The 19,374-nt window shown below is 53.6% G+C and carries 13 protein-coding genes and 1 tRNA gene; 9 read left to right on the forward strand and 5 right to left on the reverse strand.

Features of this window, described 5'->3' with window-relative positions; translation table 11 throughout:
• The first annotated feature begins 90 nt into the window (after window positions 1-90).
• Complete coding sequence (locus B0B12_RS14890) at window positions 91-1,281, forward strand: aspartate aminotransferase family protein (protein WP_076670474.1); 1,191 nt, start codon at window positions 91-93, stop codon at window positions 1,279-1,281.
• A gap of 157 nt (window positions 1,282-1,438) precedes the next feature.
• Window positions 1,439-3,208, forward strand: coding sequence for an SLC13 family permease (locus tag B0B12_RS14895; protein ID WP_076670477.1), 1,770 nt, complete (start codon window positions 1,439-1,441; stop codon window positions 3,206-3,208).
• On the opposite strand, the gene B0B12_RS14900 is transcribed toward B0B12_RS14895, so the two are convergent.
• Together B0B12_RS14900 and B0B12_RS14905 are read right to left on the reverse strand one after the other, a co-directional pair.
• Complete coding sequence (locus B0B12_RS14900) at window positions 3,205-3,540, reverse strand: hypothetical protein (RefSeq protein ID WP_076670480.1); 336 nt, start codon at window positions 3,538-3,540, stop codon at window positions 3,205-3,207. The genes B0B12_RS14895 and B0B12_RS14900 overlap by 4 nt on opposite strands.
• Window positions 3,541-3,549: 9 nt before the next feature.
• Window positions 3,550-3,978: a tellurite resistance TerB family protein gene (locus tag B0B12_RS14905; protein WP_076670483.1), complete on the reverse strand. Its 429-nt coding sequence runs from the start codon at window positions 3,976-3,978 to the stop codon at window positions 3,550-3,552.
• A gap of 315 nt (window positions 3,979-4,293) precedes the next feature.
• Between B0B12_RS14905 and pfkA the strand changes: the two genes are divergently transcribed.
• Entirely contained in the window at window positions 4,294-5,265 is a 972-nt protein-coding gene (pfkA, locus tag B0B12_RS14910) for a 6-phosphofructokinase (protein WP_076670486.1), read from the forward strand.
• 147 nt (window positions 5,266-5,412) lie between these two features.
• On the opposite strand, the gene miaA is transcribed toward pfkA, so the two are convergent.
• Window positions 5,413-6,345: a tRNA (adenosine(37)-N6)-dimethylallyltransferase MiaA gene (miaA, locus tag B0B12_RS14915; protein WP_076670489.1), complete on the reverse strand. Its 933-nt coding sequence runs from the start codon at window positions 6,343-6,345 to the stop codon at window positions 5,413-5,415.
• Between the two features lie 133 nt (window positions 6,346-6,478).
• Here miaA and B0B12_RS14920 point away from each other — a divergent pair, with 133 nt between their 5' ends.
• The 5 genes from B0B12_RS14920 to B0B12_RS14940 all read left to right on the forward strand — a co-directional run bounded on the left by B0B12_RS14920 (window position 6,479) and on the right by B0B12_RS14940 (window position 14,881).
• A complete protein-coding gene (locus B0B12_RS14920) occupies window positions 6,479-11,686 on the forward strand; it encodes a PAS domain S-box protein (protein WP_076670492.1) in 5,208 nt (1,735 codons plus the stop codon).
• Between the two features lie 12 nt (window positions 11,687-11,698).
• A complete protein-coding gene (locus tag B0B12_RS14925; RefSeq protein ID WP_076670495.1) occupies window positions 11,699-12,082 on the forward strand; it encodes a response regulator in 384 nt (127 codons plus the stop codon).
• Window positions 12,083-12,358, forward strand: coding sequence for a hypothetical protein (locus B0B12_RS14930; RefSeq protein ID WP_076670499.1), 276 nt, complete (start codon window positions 12,083-12,085; stop codon window positions 12,356-12,358).
• Window positions 12,355-13,116 (forward strand): MBL fold metallo-hydrolase, encoded by a 762-nt coding sequence (locus B0B12_RS14935; protein ID WP_076670502.1) that lies wholly within the window; start codon window positions 12,355-12,357, stop codon window positions 13,114-13,116. The genes B0B12_RS14930 and B0B12_RS14935 overlap by 4 nt, the downstream gene beginning before the upstream one ends.
• A 193-nt stretch (window positions 13,117-13,309) precedes the next feature.
• Complete coding sequence (locus B0B12_RS14940; protein WP_076670505.1) at window positions 13,310-14,881, forward strand: NFACT RNA binding domain-containing protein; 1,572 nt, start codon at window positions 13,310-13,312, stop codon at window positions 14,879-14,881.
• An 810-nt stretch (window positions 14,882-15,691) separates the two neighbouring features.
• On the opposite strand, the gene B0B12_RS14945 is transcribed toward B0B12_RS14940, so the two are convergent.
• A tRNA-Leu gene (locus B0B12_RS14945) sits at window positions 15,692-15,773 on the reverse strand.
• Between the two features lie 137 nt (window positions 15,774-15,910).
• Complete coding sequence (locus B0B12_RS14950) at window positions 15,911-18,163, reverse strand: TonB-dependent receptor (RefSeq protein WP_076670508.1); 2,253 nt, start codon at window positions 18,161-18,163, stop codon at window positions 15,911-15,913.
• Between the two features lie 373 nt (window positions 18,164-18,536).
• Here B0B12_RS14950 and B0B12_RS14955 point away from each other — a divergent pair, with 373 nt between their 5' ends.
• Window positions 18,537-19,298, forward strand: coding sequence for an ABC transporter ATP-binding protein (locus B0B12_RS14955; RefSeq protein ID WP_076670510.1), 762 nt, complete (start codon window positions 18,537-18,539; stop codon window positions 19,296-19,298).
• Window positions 19,299-19,374: the final 76 nt, after the last annotated feature.

Genomic DNA, 19,374 nt, shown 5'->3' on the forward strand with positions numbered 1-19,374 from the left:
CCCCTCCTATTGTACGCAAGGCGAGCGATTTTGAATAGGCTAGAAGCAGAAATGGAGCCGGAGAAGCTTCAAATTGCCTAACTTTGCAGTATGGTATCATTGAGACAGCTGTTTTTGCAGCATCAGGCACAGACAAGTGACTTTCCGCTGATGATCGAAGTGGAGAAGGCAGAGGGCATTTATATGTACGGCAGCGAAGGCCAGCGCTACATCGACCTGATTTCAGGTATAGGCGTGAGCAACGTGGGGCACCGCCACCCGAAAGTCATCCGGGCCATACACGATCAGTTGGACAAGTATATGCACCTGATGGTGTACGGCGAGTTCGTGCAGGCACCGCAGGTACAGCTGGCCCATGCCTTGAGCGAAACCCTCCCCAAGAGACTCAACAATACATACCTGCTCAACTCCGGGGCGGAAGCCGTGGAAGGCGCCCTGAAACTGGCCAAACGCTATACCGGTCGTACCGAGCTGATTTCCTGTTACAACGCCTACCATGGCTCCACGCAAGGGGCACTCTCCATGAACGGCAGCGAGAGCTTCAAAAATGCCTTCCGCCCACTGCTGCCCGACGTGCGCCATATCCGCTACAACAGCATTGAGGACCTGGAGCAGATCACGGAGCGGACCGCAGCGGTGCTGATCGAAACTGTGCAGGGAGAGGCTGGGGTGCGCACACCGGAAAACGACTACCTGAGACGACTGCGCGAGCGCTGCCACCAGACAGGAACGCTACTGATTCTGGACGAGATTCAGTGCGGCTTCGGCAGAACGGGTACTTTCTGGGCCTTTGAGCAGTTCGGCATCGAGCCAGACATTCTGGTATGCGCCAAGGGCATGGGCGGTGGCATGCCGATCGGTGCCTTCATCGCTCCGCAGGAGATCATGGCCGCCTTCAAGACCGACCCGATCCTGGGCCATTGCTCCACGTTCGGGGGGCATCCAGTAAGTTGTGCCGCCTCGCTGGCCACGTTGCAGGTCATCCAGGAAGAGCATCTGCTGGAAGGCGTTGCGCAGAAAGCCGCGTTGATTAAAGAATTGCTGGTGCACCCGCGCATCAAGCAGATCCGCAACCAGGGACTGATGATGGCGGCAGAGTTTGAGTCGTTTGAGGTGCTGAAGGCGGTGATCGACCAGGCCATCCTGAACGGTGTGTTGACGGACTGGTTTCTGTTCTGTGATAACTCCATGCGCATTGCGCCGCCACTCACCATCACGGAAGAGCAGATACGCGAAGCCTGCCAGATCATCCTGACCTCCATCGAGGAAGCGGTAGCTTAGGGTAGCTATACCTGTCCGGTATACCTGCAGGCGATGCTAACCTAGGGAAGACAGCGGGAGTTGTAAATATTTTCCCGGGAGATGCTATCAGGAGCGGCTTTGTCACGTAAAAGCCGTTGCTACATCTTCTAACCGTTGTACTTTCCGATCGACCTCTATGGAAATAGCCATTGTACTGACCTTGCTGGTGATAGCGGTGGTGCTGTTCGCAACCGAAAAGGTGTCCATCGAACTGGTCACCCTGACCATGCTGATCATACTGGCAGGTTTGCGCATCATTAGCGCGGAAGAGGCCTTCGCCGGGTTCAGCAGCGATTTTATCATCATCATCGCCTCTATCTTCATCCTCAGCGCCGCCCTCCAGGAAACCGGCATACTTGATTTTGCCGTGGTACGGCTCGCCCGGCTGGCAAACAAGAGTAACAACCTCATGCTACTCACCATTATGCTGGTGACGGGCACAGTCTCGGCTTTCATGAACAACACCACCGTAACGGCCATGTTCATCACCCCGCTGGTGGGCCTCTCCAAGCGAATCAACATGAGCGCATCTAAACTACTGATGCCACTGGCTTATGCTGCCATACTGGGAGGCACCTGTACGCTCATCGGTACCTCCACCAACGTGGCGGTCAGCGGGTATATCGCCAAAGCGGGAATGGAGCCGATCGGGCTGTTCGAGTTCACAGGTATAGGCATTGTTGTTTTCGTGGTGGGCATGATTTATATGATGACCTTTGGACAGCGCATGCTGCCCGACCACGCCGACCAGGAACTGGCCGAAGAATACAAGCTGCAGAAATACGTAACCGAGGTAGTAGTACTCCCCGATTCGCCACTCGTCGGACAGTTGGTCTTCACCTCCGAACTGACGACACTGAACCTGCGCATGCTCAACGTGATACGAGCCAAAGAAAACTTTCTGCCTGACTTCCGCACCCGCATCCACGCCCACGACATTTTGCTGGTAGAAGGCGACATCGACACCCTGATGAAAGTGAAGGAAACCAAGGGAATTCAGATCATGGCCGACGCGCTTATTTCCGAGGACCTGGAGACAGAAAATATACGGCTGGCCGAGATCATGATCCCGCGGCAGTCGAACCTGATCAACCGCACGATCAAGGAGTCGGAGTTTTTGCGGCGCTTTGGCCTGGTGGTGCTGGCTATGTCGCGGCACGGCGAAACGGTGCGCAGCAAAATAGGCGGCATAAAGCTGCATATGGGCGATGTATTGCTGGTGCAGGGTGCCCCTGAGCGCTTTGAGCAAGTCCGAAACTCAAACCACATTGCAGTGCTCGACGAGTTTGAGCCGGTGTTCTACAAAAAGAAGAAGGGCCTGATTGTGATTGCCTGCTTTGCACTCGCCATTCTGGCGGGGACCATGAAACTGCTTCCGCTTTCCATCGCTTTTCTGGCGGCGGCCGTCGCGAGCATCCTGCTGCGGGCCATCAGCGCCGAGAAGGCCTACAACGCCATCGACTGGCGCCTGCTGATACTTATTGGAGGTATGACGGCCTTTGGTGCGGCCATGGAAAATTCCGGCGCGGCCGAGTTTCTGGCCCATGGCATCGTGCAGATTATGGAGCCTATTGGCGGCACTGTCGGTATTCTGGCGGGTTTTGTGATCCTGACCGTACTCCTGACCCAGCCCATGTCGAACGCGGCGGCGGCACTCGTCATCTTACCGGTGGCCCTGAGCGCTGCCACCGAGCTAGGGGCAGATCCACGGGCCTTTGCTATCGCCATTATGCTGGGGGCCTCGGTGTCGCTGGTGACACCCTTTGAGCCGGCCTGTATTCTGGTTTATAGCCCGGGCAAGTACCGTTTTTCTGATTTCATACGGATCGGCACGCCGCTCACTATCTTGCTCATTGCCGTGATCATGGTGCTGGTGCCGATGTTCTGGCCGCTTTATGTGAATTAGGGAAGGCGGCTGAGCATGACGAGTGCGACGGCAAAGAAAGCTGCAGCAAGTCCCACCGCCAAAATCAGTTTGCCCGCCTGTACGGCCACTATTTTCTCGGCTCGAGGCAGCCAGAGATAGTTCAGGTTCAGGTTAAAGAGGTATACCATCACCGTCAGCAGAAAGCTGATGAACCAAAAGGCACAGAAGCGAAGCATGAAGTCCTCGGAGAGTAAGTTGGCCTCGTAGGAGATGCGGTGCAACTCGTGCGCAAAGAAGAAATAGGCCAGCAGTAACAGGGCCAGGGCATAAGATCCCAGAATGGCCGCGTTCCACACACGCAGGTTTTTCATGAATTTTTTTTAGTAGTTCAGGAAAGACTGTGCGTCCTCCCGTATCTGTTCGCGGGACAGCCCGTCTTTTACCCCAATGGAGATTCGGCGTACCAGCACTCCCACAATCGACTTCCTGAAACCGAGCCGCACCGCCATGTTCACGCAGAACTCCATCTCGCTCTCGTCCACGATGCCATCGGCCAGCATCATTTCCACCAGGTCGTAAATTTGGTCAAAGCGCTCGGCGTCGTTGGAGGGCATCTGTGGTTTTATGGATTGCACATTCGAGAGCAGATTGCGCACCTCGCTGGATTTCATGCCGTGCCGCTTGCCAATGGAGATGATAAAGTCCATTTCGGTGGGGTCCACGTGCCCATCTGCCTTGGCGAGGGCACCAAGGTTGGTGATATGGCTCTTTAATTTTTTCTCTGCCTCGCTTTCAAAAAAACTAAACATACAGCTCCCTTTTGACTGGTCTACAATTCATAACAAATTAATAACGAACGCGCTGGGTACCGCTATACCCGGGCGGCTAACTTTGCAGCACATAAGAAACGAATTTTTCCGGCTTAAAGTCTGCAGCCAATAGTGCATTTACATACGGTTTTTGCTATCTTAAGAGTCAATATTTTGTATTCTTTTTTTATTTCCACTTAAATTAACAAATGTATACCTTGCGGATTCAATAAAGCCGCAACGCATACCGCGGAGATCAATCGAACAGGGTCAGAATCCGGCCCCAACAGGGAACACATTAAACAGCAACTCTTTATGAAGAGGATTGGAGTATTTACATCAGGCGGCGACGCCCCGGGCATGAATGCCTGCATCCGGGCGATCGTTCGCACAGCCGTGTATAACGGATTGGAAGTTTACGGTATCAGAAGAGGATACAACGGCATGATCAAAGGCGACATCTTTAAGATGGAGTCATTGACAGTGAGCAACATCATACAAAAAGGCGGCACGATCCTGAAATCGGCCCGCAGCAAGGAGTTCGCCACCAAAGAAGGGCGACGAGCGGCTTACGAGCAACTGAAGGCGCACGGTATAGAGGGCCTCGTGGCCATTGGCGGAGACGGTACCTTCACCGGGGCCAACATCTTTTACGAGGAGTACGGCATCCCGACCATCGGCGCGCCAGGCACCATTGACAACGACCTGTACGGCACGGACTATACCATTGGCTACGACACAGCCGTGAACACCGCCCTCGACGCCATCGACAAGATCCGCGACACGGCTGACAGCCACGAGCGTGTGTTTTTTGTGGAGGTGATGGGCCGCGACTCCGGCTACATTGCCATCCCCTGCGCCATTGGCGGCGGCGCCGAGATCGTGATGATCCCGGAAACAGACACTTCCATCGACTATGTGATCGAACAACTGCGCGCAGGCTGGAGCCGGTCCAAAACATCGTTCATCGTGATTGTGGCGGAAGGTGACGAAGAGGGCAGCGCAACAGAGATCGCGGCTAAAGTGTCGCAGCAGATTCCGGACATGGATGCGCGCGTAACCATACTGGGCCACGTGCAGCGTGGCGGAGCCCCTTCCGCTGCCGATCGTATGCTGGCCAGCCAGCTGGGCATTGCCTGCGTAGAAGGGCTTTTGGAGGGCCGCACGAACGAAATGGCCGGTATCATCAACCGGGAACTTGTCTATACCCCTTTCATCGAGACCATTACCAAGCAGAAACTCATTAACCCGAGCTTTACTAAAATGGTGGATATTCTGTCAGTTTAGTTGCGCTATACCTGACAACAGCGAAGCCGACACTACTCAGTGCCGGCTTCGCTTTTTTTTTATACTTACTACTTCAAACGGCTATACCTATACCTATACCTATACCTATACCTATACCTATACCTATACCTATACCTATACCTATACCTATACCTGTCTGGCTTGTCCCATCTGCTCCCCGATGAACGTCAGCATCTCATCCCATTGCTCCGGATGAAACCAGGTATAGTCGCCGTGTTTGTGAAACCAGGTGAGTTGCCGTTTGGCATAGCGCCGGCTGTTGCGCTTGAGCAGGCGCACCGCTTCCGCCCAGTCATACTGCCCCTCCAGAAAATCGAATATCTCTTTGTAGCCCACCGTTTGCAAGGCGTTGTGCGCACGGTATGGGTATAGGGCTTTGGCCTCCTCTAACAATCCCTGCTCCAGCATCAGGTCCATGCGGCGGTCAATGCGCTCATAAAGCTCCTGTCGGTCGCGGTTCAGACCGATTTTGATGATGTGAAAAGGGCGCTCCCGGGCTTCTGATTTCCGGAAGTCAGAATAAGGCTGCCCGCTCGAAAGGCATACCTCCAGGGCGCGTATCACACGCTGCGGATTGGCCTTGTCCACCCGTTCGTAATAGGCTGGGTCGAGTTGTTGCAGCTGCACTAACAAAGGCTGTAGTCCCTCCTGCTGGTAAAGAGTGGTCAGGCTTTCACGCACGGCCGTGTCTGTTTCGGGCATCTCGTCCATCCCATCGGTCACGGCCCGCACGTACAGCCCCGAGCCGCCCGTCAAAATCACGGCCTCATGCTGTTGGAACAGCTTCCCGAGCAATGCCAGCACATCCTGCTCGTAGGCGCCGGCATTGTATACCTCCGCGATCGGGTGCGAGTCCACAAAATGGTGCCGTATACCTTGCTGCTCCTCCAAAGTCGGCTTGGCTGTACCGATTGACATTTCCTGGTAAAACTGACGGGAGTCGGCCGAAATGATCTCGGTGCCAAAATGCTGCGCCAGACGCACGCACAGATCGGTTTTGCCTACGGCTGTAGGGCCAACTACCACGATCAGAAAACGGGGGGCTTGCGTTGCAGACATGGACGGGGCGGGGATTTTACTTTGTGAATATGTCACAAATTAACTCCCTTTCTTTTTATTCAGGAAGCAAAAATGCCTTTGCTTTTGTTTTTTTACTAATTTATGGGTTTAAACGAGAACTGAACTTCACCAAATGTCACTGATACCTAGTCAACAAACTACTGAAAACCTGACCACATTGGCCGAAAACCTGCTGCAGGTGCTCGGTCAGCTATCCCCGGCAGACCATGCCCTGCTGGTGGCCTCCGCCACAGGGGAAATGCTGGCTGCCAACCCCAAAGCTGAGACGATACTGCCCCTTCAGCAGGGAGCCACCATTCGTCCGTTCATTGGACTGGCTGATGAAGACGACTTTGCAGCCTTTAAGGTATCGCTGGTTCAGCAGGAGAAAGTGACAGGCGAAATCATGGACCGCCAGGGCAATCCAAGCTCTTTCCAGTGTCAGCAACTGCAGTTTAAGGGGCAGTCCTTCCTATACTTTGATATTCCGGAGAGCGCCGCGGCAGACGCCACCGACTCCAGCTACCACAACCTGTTCGACGACAGCGCCGAGCCACTCTTTATCCTCGACCGCAACGGTTTGTTCATCGACATCAACCAGAGCGCCTCGAATCTGGTGGGGGTGAGGAAAGAGGAAATCATCGGCAATTCACTCTTTAAGCAATTTGAGCTCAACCTGTTTGAGCGTGTTGCCCTGCGCAATCAGTTGCAGACTACCCTGAAGGGCGAGCCGCAGCGCTTTGAGTGGTGGCTTCGCGAAACAGACCAGGAGCTGATGCCCGTGGAGATTTCCCTCAAAAAAGGCAGCTTCAATGGCCAGACAGTGATATTCGGATCCGCCAAAAACCTGTACGAGGCCGTTGGCGCCGAGCGTAACGTGCGTTTCCGCAACCACCAGTTGGAGTTCGTCAACCACCTGATCACTAACCTATCGGGTGCGGAGAGTCGCGAAGATGTGCTGCGCTCCACCCTGAAAGAGCTGCTGGACAAAACCGACATCATCGGAGGCGCGGTCTATACCTATGACGTGGAAGCAGGCAGGGTGTTGCTTTCCTTCAGTACCGGCGAGATACTTTCCGGCAACCTCCCGACCTCCATTGCGCTGCCCCGAGCACAGGCAGAGCAGCTTATACAGGCTGACCGCAGCAAAGCCCTGCACGACACCATTCAGCAGTTGGAAGAGCTGCTGGGCCAGCACCTGACAGTACTTCCGGTTAGTTCAGAAGCAGGCCTGATTGCGCTGATGCTGGTGTGGCCGGGCCACGATGCCAAGATCACGCAGTCGTTTATGTCGCTCCTCGACTTTATCGGGGGCGCCATCGGCAACTACATTGCCAAGCACGACCTGCAGCTTAAACTCACCTATACCGAGGACAAGTATAAGATCATGTTCGAGTCGACGTACGATGCGATCCTGCTGTTCCGGGATGGCATTGTGGTGGACTGCAACGAGAAGGCGCTGGAGTATTTCCGCTGCAAGCGCGAAGAACTGGTGGGCAAGTCCCCTACGGACTACTCGCCGGAGTTTCAGCCGGACGGGATGCGCTCGACCGAGAAAACCGCCATGCTGATCGATCAGTTGATGGTGACCGGGAAGCCGATCACGGTGGACTGGAAAAACGTCCGCAAAGACGGCACCACCATGGACACCGAGCTCAACCTGAACCGGGTCATGATCGACGGCGTGTACCATATTCTGGTTTTCAAGCGCGATATCACCGAGCGCAAAATGGTGCAGAACTCGAAACGCCGCGAGGAGATCGCCCGCGAGTCCATGGCCCACTTCCGCAGCTTCCTCGAAAAGGTAAACCTGATCTACTACAGCCTCGACGTAAACGGCAACATCGCCTACGCCAACGACTACTTCCTGACCTATGTGGAGTATAGCCGCGAGGAACTGATCGGGCAGAACTTCTACGACCTGCTGGTGCCGGACTCCGACCGCGAAGCGCGCTTTGCCGACTTCGTCCGTTCGATGGAGACCCGCCAGCTGAACTCATACTACGAGCGCGACCTGATCACCAAGTCCGGGCAGGTGAAGACTGTGCGCTGGAACTGCATGTTTGAGTATGGTCCGGAGGGCGAGCTGGTTGGCCTGACCAGCGTGGGCAAGGACATGACCGACAAGCGCATTGCCATGGAGGCTCTGAAAGACAACAAGATCCGTCTGCAGGACCTCTTCGACAATGCCCATGACCTGATTCAGAACATCTCGGTTGACAACAAGTTCATCTTTGTGAACAAGGCCTGGAAAGACCGCCTGGGCTATACCGACCACGACATCGAGTCGCTCACGCTCAACGACATTGTGCACCCCTACTACAAAGCCAAGCTGATCTACCAGCTGCGCAACCTGTACAAGGGCGAGAACGTGAACAAAATGGAAACCGTGTTCCTGACCAAGGCCGGCAAGCCGGTGCACCTGATCGGCTCCATTACTTGCAGCTGGCAGGACGGCCGCCCGGTGGCCACACGCGCCATTCTGCACGACATCACTGACCGCATTAAGGCCGAGCGCCTGCAGAAGGTATACTACAGCATCGCCAACCTGGCCATCAGCAGCAAGGACCTCAACTCGCTCTACTCGGCCATACACCGCGAGCTGAGCAAGATCATCGAGACGCGTAACATTTACATTGCCCTGTGCGACGACAGTCACCGCCACCTGCACTTTGTCTACCTGGTGGACCAGTTTGTGGACAAATCCTCTAAAACGCAGACGCGCCGGCTGTTTTCGCATGGCCTCTCAGAATACATCATCGAGACGGGCAAGCCGCTTTACATGCAGAAGTCGGAGCTGCTGGAACTGGCCAGAGAGCAGGACATCACCATACAGGGCGCTATACCGGAGGTGATCCTGTGCTCTCCGCTGGCCATCGGTGACCGCATCATCGGGGTGATCACGCTGCAGGACTACCAGGATCCGAACGCCTATGTGCACACCGATATCGAGATTCTGCACTTTATCTCGAACCAGGTGGCCCTGGCCATCGAGCGCAAGCGCAACGAAGAGCAGATCAACAACCAAAACGCGCGCCTCAACGCCATCTTCGAATCCGGAACGCACCACATGTGGTCGCTGAACCGTGATTTTGAGCTGACATCGTTTAACAAAAACTTCGCGACCGCCTTCTTCAACCGAAGCGGCCATGAGTTGGAGCTTTATAGCAAGCTTAATGACGACGAGGTGCTGAATTTCCACGAAAGCTCCTTCGAGTTTTGGCGAGACAAGTACCTGCAGGCCTTCCAGGGACAGCCGCAGCACTTTGAGGTGCACCTGCACAACCCGGAAAGTTGGCGCGAGGTATACCTGAACCCGATTTACCTCGAGGACGGAAGCTTTGAGGAGATTTCAGGTATAGCCCTCGACATTACGGACAAGAAGCGCTCGCAGCTGGCACTGGCCCAGAGCGAGGTGAAGTTCCGAAGCATATTCGAGTCCTTCCAGGACGTATACTACCGCACCACCATGAGCGGCGCCTTCGAGCTGGTCAGCCCGTCCGTCTACAGCCTGTTGGGCTACAACGAAAAAGAGGTGCAGCGCATGTCGTCGGAGCGATTGTACGCCAATGCCGCTGACAGGGCGCAGGTAAAAGAGCGGGTGCTGGAGCAAGAAAGCATCCGTGACTACGAGATCGAAATGATCTGCAAGGATGGCTCTACCAAAACCGTGTTGCTCGATGCCCGCCTGACTTACGACCAGGAAGGAAACCCGGCCGGTATGGAGGGTGTGCTGCGCGATGTTTCGGAACTGAAGCGCACGCAGGTGGCACTGCTCAAAGCCAAGGAAGAGGCTGAAAATTCACTCAAGGTAAAGACCCAGTTCCTGGCCAACATGAGCCACGAGCTGCGCACACCGATGAACGGCATCATCGGCATGATCGACCTGCTGAGCCAGATCGTGAACGACGAGGAGCAGAAAGAGTATATCGACACGCTCCGCAAATCCTCCGACGCTCTGCTGGCCATTTTGAATGATATTCTCGACCTATCGAAGATGCAGGCGGGTAAGTTGGTGCTGCATGAAAGTGGTGTGGACGTGCATGACACGCTCAACAAAATTCACTCGCTCTTCGCGAACCGCGCCCAGCAAAAGGACCTGAACTTCACCTATACCATCACCCCGAGAACGCCGCGCTACGTGCTCACCGACGAGACGCGTTTCCTGCAGGTGCTTTCGAACCTCACCTCCAACGCCATCAAGTTCACGAACGAGGGCGAAGTGAGCATACACGTAGACGCCGAGCCATTAAACGGCCAGGAATACAGGCTGCAGGTGCGGGTGAAAGACTCCGGTATAGGTATAAGCGAGGAAGACCAGAAACTGCTCTTCACTGACTTCACGCAGCTCGATAACTCGTCTACCAAAACCTTTGGCGGCACTGGTCTCGGACTGGCTATTTCGAAGCAGCTCACGCATCTGCTTGGTGGTGATATCGGGGTGGAGTCGCAGCCGAACGATGGCAGTACCTTCTGGTTCACGATAAAAGTGAAAAAAGCCAACAACGCCGAAGTGGAGGCCCAATTGCAGCGCATGCAACTGCAGAACGCCGAAGCCGAAGTGCTGGAATTCTCGCCCTACGTGCTGCTCGTGGATGATAACCAGATCAACCAGAAGGTAGCCTATAAGCTGCTGGAGCGACTGGGTTGCCGCACCGATGTGGCCTCCAACGGCTACGAAGCCATCGACAGGGTGCTCAACAACGACTATAACATGGTATTCATGGACATCCAGATGCCGGAAATGGACGGCGTGACGGCTACCACCATCCTCAAGGAGAAACTAGGCCATGCCTGTCCGCCTGTGGTGGCCATGACCGCCTACTCCATGCGCGAGGACGCCGAGAAGTTCATGAGCCAGGGTATGGACGACTACATTTCCAAGCCGGTGAAAAGCTCGGATTTGTACAAGGTGATCGTGCGCTGGCACGAGCAGAACTGGAAGCGCGAAGGCGCCGACGGGCTGACCGAAGCGGTAGACGACACGTCGGAAGCCGACGCTATACCTGTCATCGACCTGGCCATAACAGAACAGCTCAAGGAGATTGGTGGCCCCGAATTTGCGCATCAACTGTATGTGGAATTTGAACAGGAAGCCGGCGAATTGCTCGAAGAGGCCAAAAAAGAGCTGGAGGTACAACAATACAAAAGTATTTTAAGTACATTGCATCAACTTAAGGGAACCGGCTTTACGCTTGGCATCAACCAGGTGGCCGAGCTTGCCAAAATCCTGGAGCATGATATTAAACATGACCAGTACGACAACGTAGAAGAGAACTTCGCCAAGCTACTGGCCCAATACGAAAACTACCGCAAAACTTATAAAGAGATCATTTTATAGTTTATTAATCACATGGCAGAAAACAAGACCATCCTGATTGCAGAGGACAGCTCTGTGATCCTGAACCTGACAAAGAAGATACTGGAACTTCAGAACTACAAAATCCTGACCGCGAAGAACGGCAGCGAAGTGATCAAGCAGGTAGAAAATAACCGGATCGACGCCATTTTGATGGACCTGAACATTCCCATCAAAAACGGCATGGAGTGCTCCAAAGAGATCCGTGCGCACAAAGACGAGCAGATCGCCAACATTCCGATCATTGCCGTAACAGGCAACGCCAACAACTATACCATGGAAGACTTCAAGGAAGTGGGCATCAACGAATACTTGCCGAAGCCGCTTGATTTCGACATGCTGGTGCAGACTGTAAAGAAGCATACCGGAGAGCTATAGATGGAGCTGAAGTACACGCGGCCATTTTTAAACAAGCTGGAGGATATTTTTGCGGAGTCGGATTTTGTGCTGCGCTACGAGAAGGGGAATTTTAAAGCAGGCTACTGTGTGCTCAAAGACATGAAAGTAGCTGTCGTGAACAAGTACTTCAGTCTGGAAGGGAAGATCAACTGCCTTTACGACATTCTGAGAACCATTACCGTGGATGAAAGCCTGCTGAGCGAAAAGAACCGACAGCTTTACCAGGACATTCGCAACCAGGAAAGAGCCAATTGAAAGTAACGCTTTTAGGCACAGGCACTTCGCAGGGCGTACCAGTTATCGGCTGCTCCTGCGAAGTGTGCCGTTCCGTCGATTACCGGGACAAGCGCCTGCGCGTTTCGGTGCATCTGCAGGTGGCCGGCAAGAGCATCATCATCGACTCCGGCCCCGATTTCCGCCAGCAGGTGCTGCGCGAGCGCATCCGCACGCTCGATGCCCTGGTGTTCACCCACGAGCACAAAGACCACACCGCCGGCCTCGACGACATCCGCGCCTACAACTTCTCGCAGCACAAGGACATGCCGCTCTATGGAGAGGAGCGCGTGCTGGAGCAACTCAAGCGGGAGTTCGCCTACATCTTTTCAGGTATACAGTACCCCGGCATTCCGCGCGTGGAGCTTCGCCCGATTAAGGAAGAACCTTTCGACGTGGAAGGTGTTCGCTTTACACCAATCCGGGTGAAGCACTACAAGTTGCCGGTGCTCGGCTACCGTGTAGGCGACTTCACCTACATTACCGACGCCAACTACATTTCGGAAGCGGAAAAGGAAAAGGTGCGCGGTTCTAAAGTAATCGTGCTCAACGCCCTGCGGCAGGAACCGCATATTTCGCACTTCTCGCTGCAGGAGGCTGTGGAACTGCTCGAAGACCTGCAACCCGAACGCGCCTACCTGACACACATCAGCCACCTCTTGGGCCTGCACCGCGAAGTAGAGCAAACCCTCCCTGACTTTATCCGACTCGGCTACGACGGCCTGCAGCTGGAGGTATAACCTTTTACGTATCACGACACACGTATCAAGTAGCAAGACTTTTTGAAGATTGACAAAGGAGACAGAAGACAATTTGACAAAAGACTTTATCAGTTTTATCTGTTTAAAAAAAGTCCTTTGTCTAGTAGTCCTTTGTCAAGCTATCGCTGAAGGCATCGTGCTACTTGATACGTGATACTTGATACCTTTATAAATGCACCAGAACTACCACTTTTTAAAGCACCTGACAGAGCAGCTCCGCACCCAGTTGGTAGGTATGGAGGTGGCTTCCTGCTTTAGCCAGAACAAGGATGAGCTGGTGATCGGTTTTGTCGATGGCGAGCGGGAGTTGTACATACGGGCGATGCTGACTTCACATTTTTCGTCGCTCTCTTTTCCTACTGAGTTTAAGCGGGCCAGAGCCAATACGATCAACCTGTTTACTGAACTGCAGGGACGTGTGGTGAAAGATGTGGTGCAACACCTGAACGAGCGCAGCTTTTACCTGAAGCTGAGCCAGGGCTATACCTTGCTGTTTAAGCTCTTCGGCAACCGCGCCAACATTGTGCTGTATCAGAAAGGCGAGCCACTCAAGCCTTTTCACAAAAAATTTGGCGCTGACCTAGAGCTGGATCCCTTCAGCATGGACCGCTCCATCCGGCAGAATTTCGAAGCCTTTGCCACAGCCGAGGGCAACCTCCGGCAGGTATACCCGACCTTCGGCGACCTGCCTGCCCTATACCTGGAGCAGCAAGGGTATACCACTGCCCCGCTTGATGAAAAGTGGGAAATGGTGCAGGCTTTGCTTGAAATATTGGATGCGCCACAAGCTTACTACATCATTCGTCTGCAAGGCAAGCTGCGTCTCTCGCTGCTGGAGCTTGGCGAGGTGCTCCAGGTATACCATACACCGATGGAGGCGCTGAACGGCTTTACGCGCAGTTACCTGAGCGAGACCGGCTTCGAACGTTTGTTTGAGCAGACGCAGCAGCAACTCCTTAAGAAGCAGCGCGCCACGCAGGCCATACTCGAGCAAACAGAAGCCCGACTACACGAACTGCGCCACGGCCGCTCCTACTCCCAGATTGCCGACATCATCATGGCCAACCTCACCAACATTCCGCCCCGCGCCACCGAGGTAGAGCTCTACGACTTCTATACCGACCGTATGCGGAAGTTTAAACTCAAGGCCACCGAAACCCCTCAGAAACAAGCCGAGCGCCTGTACCGCAAAGCCAAGAAACAGCATGTGGAAGTGAGTCAGCTGGAAGAACGCCAGGAGCGGAAACTGGAAGAGGCCATTGTGCTGGAGGATGCCCTGCAGGCACTGGAGCAAGTCAAGACCTACAAGGCCCTGAAACTATACCTGAAAGAATACGCCCACTTACTCACCACCAAGCAGCAAGCCCAGCAGGAAGCCCCTTTCCGTTTGTTTGAGACAGAGGGATTCAAAATTCTGGTAGGCAAAAGCGCCCAGAACAACGATCTGCTCACGCAGCGCCATACCTACAAAGAAGACATCTGGCTCCATGCCAAAGACGTGTCAGGCTCGCATGTAGTGATCAAGTACCAAGCCGGCAAAGCTATTCCCAATACCGTTCTCGAGAAAGCCGCCCAACTGGCCGCCTACTACAGCAAACGCAAAAGCGACTCGCTCTGCCCTGTTCTCTATACCCCTAAGAAATGGGTCCGTAAACCGAAGGGCGCTCCGGCTGGAGCTGTGGTAGTGGAACGTGAGCAGGTGATGCTCGTGAAGCCCGAAAATCCGTTTGAGCGGAAGATGTAGGGCAAGTTGGGGTTTTTAGGGTTAAGAAATTATACTGATGCTCGTGCACGATTGACAAAGTCCTGCACTTCACAAGCCGGAAAACTGGGAACGATTAAAGTCCCTCTACCCACAAGGGGGATTTTCTGTAGTTGCCAGTTCGCAGGTATAAGCCCTGTAATTATTTTCTGATCTACTGGGTTCAACCACCCCTAACCCCTCCTGGGGAAGAGGCCTTCTTAAAGTTTAAGGCGGGGAACTTGAAGTTACCAATTCACAGATATAGCCCTGTAGCATAGTGTCATTCGCTGGTTTGATTCTGTCATTTCGACCAGCGGGAGAAATCTGGAGTTTGCATGTGGTCTGTACCAGATTTCTCCCGCTGGTCGAAATGACAGTTACCGGCAGGTATAGCAAGACTAACTTGCCCCCGAAGCAATGAAACAAATAGCCTTAGCCAGGTGCATTTTTCGGTGCTCCACTGTTTGAGCGTTCAGCGAGTTTGGAGCGTTCAGCGAGTTTGGAGCGTCTTGATTTTTTTGCCTACTTTTTTTATCAAGAAAAAAGTAGGGCCCGCCCGGCCAGGGCAAGCTATAGAACAAGTTCGCTTAAAGCATAGAATGGCTGAAGCTACGCCAGGTATAAACATCCCACGCCAGCTATACCTGGTACAGGGCCGGAGGCCCCAGCATACTAGACACGCGCGAGGACGCTCGCGCCATAGGAGATTGCTACACCTGAAATAATAGGTACTCTAATCGTTGCGTCAAGAATCCTGACAGGTATAGACATAAAAAAAGCCCCATTCAGTTAAGAACAGAGCTTTTAGAGTGCGCGCGGGGAGATTCGAACTCCCACACCCGAAGGCACCACCCCCTCAAGATGGCGTGTCTACCAGTTTCACCACGTGCGCAGCTGAATAGGTTTGCAAAAGTATACTGCAGAATTGAGAATTGCAACAGCCTGGCAGCATCAAACGCATTTTTTTGACAGAGGACGAGGTATGGCACTCTCGCCTATACCTTATCCACCAATCACTCAGGTCGATAGCTACTGCGGCAAGGTATAGCGGATGCCCAGGAAAAATCGCCGTCCTTGCATGGGCGCATAATTGTATTCCGTGTCGAAGCTGTAGCTATATGGGTTATCTACCTGCACCTGCCGGTCAAACGGATCGAAGGGACGCATCAGTGGGTGCTTGGGCATAAAGTTCAGCAGGTTTTTTACGCCGCCGTACAGTTCCAGCCCCTCTCCCATCGTTTTGGTAGCTTGCAGGTTCTGCAGACTAAACCAAGGCGACTTTTCAGGCCTGAAATCGTTTTCCTGCACCGGTAGGTGCATCGGTCCCTTTACACTGCCGGTATAATCCAGGGTGAGACCAAGCTGCCTGAACTGGTACGAGGCCGTGAAAGTACCTGAAAATCGAGGGGCATGTAGCTGTGGAATCCGCTCCTTCCCCTGCTCGGGCGTGTGCTGCACCTGGTACACGTCCATCAGGGTAGCACCGGCATGCAGACGAAGCGGGAAGGTAAAAGCCAGTTCGGTGTTCAGGGCTATACCTTTGGAAATGGCATGTCCGCTCAGGTTGTCGTAAATGATCTGTGTGTTGTTGGTCAGGAAATCGGCGATGATCTTGTTCGTGAAATAGGTATAGAAAGCCGCCCCTTCCAGGTTTAGAAAACCGCTGCCGAGCGGAATGTAGCGCTGGTAGTTCAGGTTGACGTTGTAGGATTGCTCCGGCTTCAATTCATTCCGGACGACCACTTCGCGGGCACCCGTCAGGGCGGCATGGTCTTCGGTGAACAGGTTGACCACCCGATAGCCGTTGCCCATGCTCAGACGGAAGACATTGTCTTCGTTCGGGGCCCAGCGCATGCTCAGGCGCGGGGAAAGGATGCCGCCGTGCGCCGAGTGGTAGTCGTAGCGCAGACCGGAGAGCAGGGTGAGCTTGTCAGAGGCCTTGTACTCGTGCTGGGCAAAGGCTCCTGGTAGTAAGGTGCGATCCGGACGGTTTTCATCGTTTGCAGTTTCCTGCGTGGCGGGCGTGTTGTCATCGTACCAGGTATAGCGTAACGCAGCGCCCAGCAGCAGCTTCTGCCTCGCTCCCAGGTCGCGGTCCAAAACCAACTGCCCAAAACCTACCCGCTGATGCCCTTTGTAAACTGTTTCGCCGTAAGCAGCATTCTGCTGGTGATCGTTGTAGGAAAAGCTGAACAGCAGGTTTTCAGGTACAGGCAACTGGTAGCTTCCCAGCACTTCGTAACGACTGGTATAAACTGACTCACCGTATACCTGATCGCCGCCTCTGTGTATAGGTTGCCACTGCATCTCCCCACCAAAACGGTCTTCATAATAATAGCGGGCCGCCAGGCTGGCCACTCGATTTTCCGGCCGGTGCAGGCTCCATTTGTTGAAGATCGAGAAGCGGTGTTGCAGCGGAATATCCGTAAAATTATCCTCGTTTCCATCGCGCCGGTCATCAAACCGGAAATAGTTGGTGCTGAGCATGGTCGAGGCACGGTTCCAGCGCTTGCTATACCCGATGTCTGCGTTCAGCTCGTGGTGCGAGGTATAGAAGAGGTCGGAAGAAAGACGCGGGGCCGTGGCAGGACTTTTGGTGATGATGTTGATAAGCCCCGCCACCGCTTCGGAGCCGTACAACGTAGAGGCTGGGCCCTTCACCACTTCCACCCGCTCGATCAGGCTGCTGGGTATACCGCTCAGCCCGTACACGGTAGACAGGGCGCTCACAATCGGCATGCCGTCGATCAGCACCATGGTATAGGCGCCTTCCATGCCATTGATGTGGATGTCGCCGGTGCCGCATACGCTGCAGTTGATCTGGGGCTGCACGCCGTTCACAATCTCGAGCGCTTCGAAAATAGCCGAAGTCGGGTTCTTCTGAAAATATTTTGGGGTATAGATTTCCACCGGCACGGGTGATTCCAGCAGGTAGGTTTCGCGCATGGTGCCCGATACCACCACCTCACGCAGGCGGGCGTCCTGCGGCTGCAGGCGCACTTTAATCGTCACTGCTTCACCTGACATTACGGTCACAGACAATTCCTGTGCCCTGTACCCGATCGCTGACACGCTGACTTTATGTGCTCCTGCCGGCACCTGTTCCAGCTCAAAACGGCCGTTCTCATCCGCCGTAGCCCCTAAGTTGCTTCCAACTAGACCAATGCTGGCAAAAGCTGCTGACGCCTCACCCGCCATAACGTGCCCCTCTATTCTGCCAGGCTGTGCATTCACTAGTGAGGGGATCACAAACAAGATACAAATCAGGTATAGATGCTTCATTTTTCTCATTGAGCTTATCTTCGCTAATACGAGGCAAACTTAAACAAAAGTTTAGATTTATATTTATTTATTTTTTAGATTACTCTAAAAACATAAATTAACTTCCTCTGTTCAACCTCTGGCGCAGTTGCAAGTTTTTGGTACTGAAAGGCTTGAGTAAGTGAATGCGAAAAAACGGGAAACAAATGAGAAATACCGAAACCTTATGCATAGCTAACAATGTTGGTTTAGCACAAAGGCGCATAAAGTTTTGAGGACGTCGGTGGCCTCCTGCTTAAGTTTCGCATTTAATGTTTGGACTATTTCGTGTGTATACCTAAATTTATACCACCTTTAAGAATAGTTATATTACAATATTTAGCCAGGGAAGTGTATGAGCATCGAGATAAAAGGATTATCCAAAGCGTATGGCAACAAACACGTATTGCAATCGCTTGACATTACAATAGAGCAAGGCCAGTGCTACTGCCTGCTCGGCAAAAATGGCGTTGGCAAAAGTACCTTTCTCAACAGCATTCTCGATCTCATAAAGCCTGATAGCGGCACCATTTCGCTCTATGGCAAAGACTACCTGTCCAATTCCCTGGAAGTAAAACAGGACCTGGGCGCCCTCTGTGAAGACAATCCTTTAATAGAGGAATTTACCGGTCTGGAATACCTCAACTTTGTAGCAAAACTGTATAAACTGCCCGAAGACGAGGCGCAGCAGCGCATCAACAGCCTGACCAATTACTTTTTCACGGAGCGTGAGTCGTTGCACAAAAACATTGCAGGTTACTCCACCGGCATGAAAAAGAAAGTCGGCATTGTGGCCGCCATTCTACACAAACCACGTGTGCTTATCCTGGACGAGCCTTTCACGGGCCTCGACCCGATTGCCGCGCAGTTGCTGGTGAAACTGATCCGCAACTACAGCACGCCAAACCGGGTGGTACTTATCTCATCGCACGACCTCAACTACGTAGAGCGCGTCGCCACCCACATCGGGGTGCTCAACGACGGCCAGCTGATGTACAACGGATCGGTGCAGGAATTCACGATGAACGGTGAGGCGCTCATCGACCAGGCCCTGTTCCAGCTCCTGCTCCCGCACCACACGGCCGCCGACGCCGACATCGACTGGATGTTGAATTAGTTTGAGAGTTTTAGAGTTTAGGAGTCTGAGAATGACAGAACACTCCTAAATTCCACAGCTCCCCAACTCCTAAACT

Origin of the sequence: Pontibacter indicus (assembly GCF_900156345.1) — a bacterium.
Classification (GTDB): domain Bacteria; phylum Bacteroidota; class Bacteroidia; order Cytophagales; family Hymenobacteraceae; genus Pontibacter; species Pontibacter indicus.

What these genes read in the sequence shown, in the direction of transcription:
- B0B12_RS14890 (WP_076670474.1), top strand. Translation starts at nt 91, where the DNA reads ATGGTATCATTGAGACAGCTGTTTTTGCAGCATCAGGCACAGACAAGT.
- B0B12_RS14895 (WP_076670477.1), top strand. Translation starts at nt 1,439, where the DNA reads ATGGAAATAGCCATTGTACTGACCTTGCTGGTGATAGCGGTGGTGCTG.
- B0B12_RS14900 (WP_076670480.1), bottom strand. Translation starts at nt 3,540, where the DNA reads ATGAAAAACCTGCGTGTGTGGAACGCGGCCATTCTGGGATCTTATGCC.
- B0B12_RS14905 (WP_076670483.1), bottom strand. Translation starts at nt 3,978, where the DNA reads ATGTTTAGTTTTTTTGAAAGCGAGGCAGAGAAAAAATTAAAGAGCCAT.
- pfkA (WP_076670486.1), top strand. Translation starts at nt 4,294, where the DNA reads ATGAAGAGGATTGGAGTATTTACATCAGGCGGCGACGCCCCGGGCATG.
- miaA (WP_076670489.1), bottom strand. Translation starts at nt 6,345, where the DNA reads ATGTCTGCAACGCAAGCCCCCCGTTTTCTGATCGTGGTAGTTGGCCCT.
- B0B12_RS14920 (WP_076670492.1), top strand. Translation starts at nt 6,479, where the DNA reads ATGTCACTGATACCTAGTCAACAAACTACTGAAAACCTGACCACATTG.
- B0B12_RS14925 (WP_076670495.1), top strand. Translation starts at nt 11,699, where the DNA reads ATGGCAGAAAACAAGACCATCCTGATTGCAGAGGACAGCTCTGTGATC.
- B0B12_RS14930 (WP_076670499.1), top strand. Translation starts at nt 12,083, where the DNA reads ATGGAGCTGAAGTACACGCGGCCATTTTTAAACAAGCTGGAGGATATT.
- B0B12_RS14940 (WP_076670505.1), top strand. Translation starts at nt 13,310, where the DNA reads ATGCACCAGAACTACCACTTTTTAAAGCACCTGACAGAGCAGCTCCGC.
- B0B12_RS14950 (WP_076670508.1), bottom strand. Translation starts at nt 18,163, where the DNA reads ATGAAGCATCTATACCTGATTTGTATCTTGTTTGTGATCCCCTCACTA.
- B0B12_RS14955 (WP_076670510.1), top strand. Translation starts at nt 18,537, where the DNA reads ATGAGCATCGAGATAAAAGGATTATCCAAAGCGTATGGCAACAAACAC.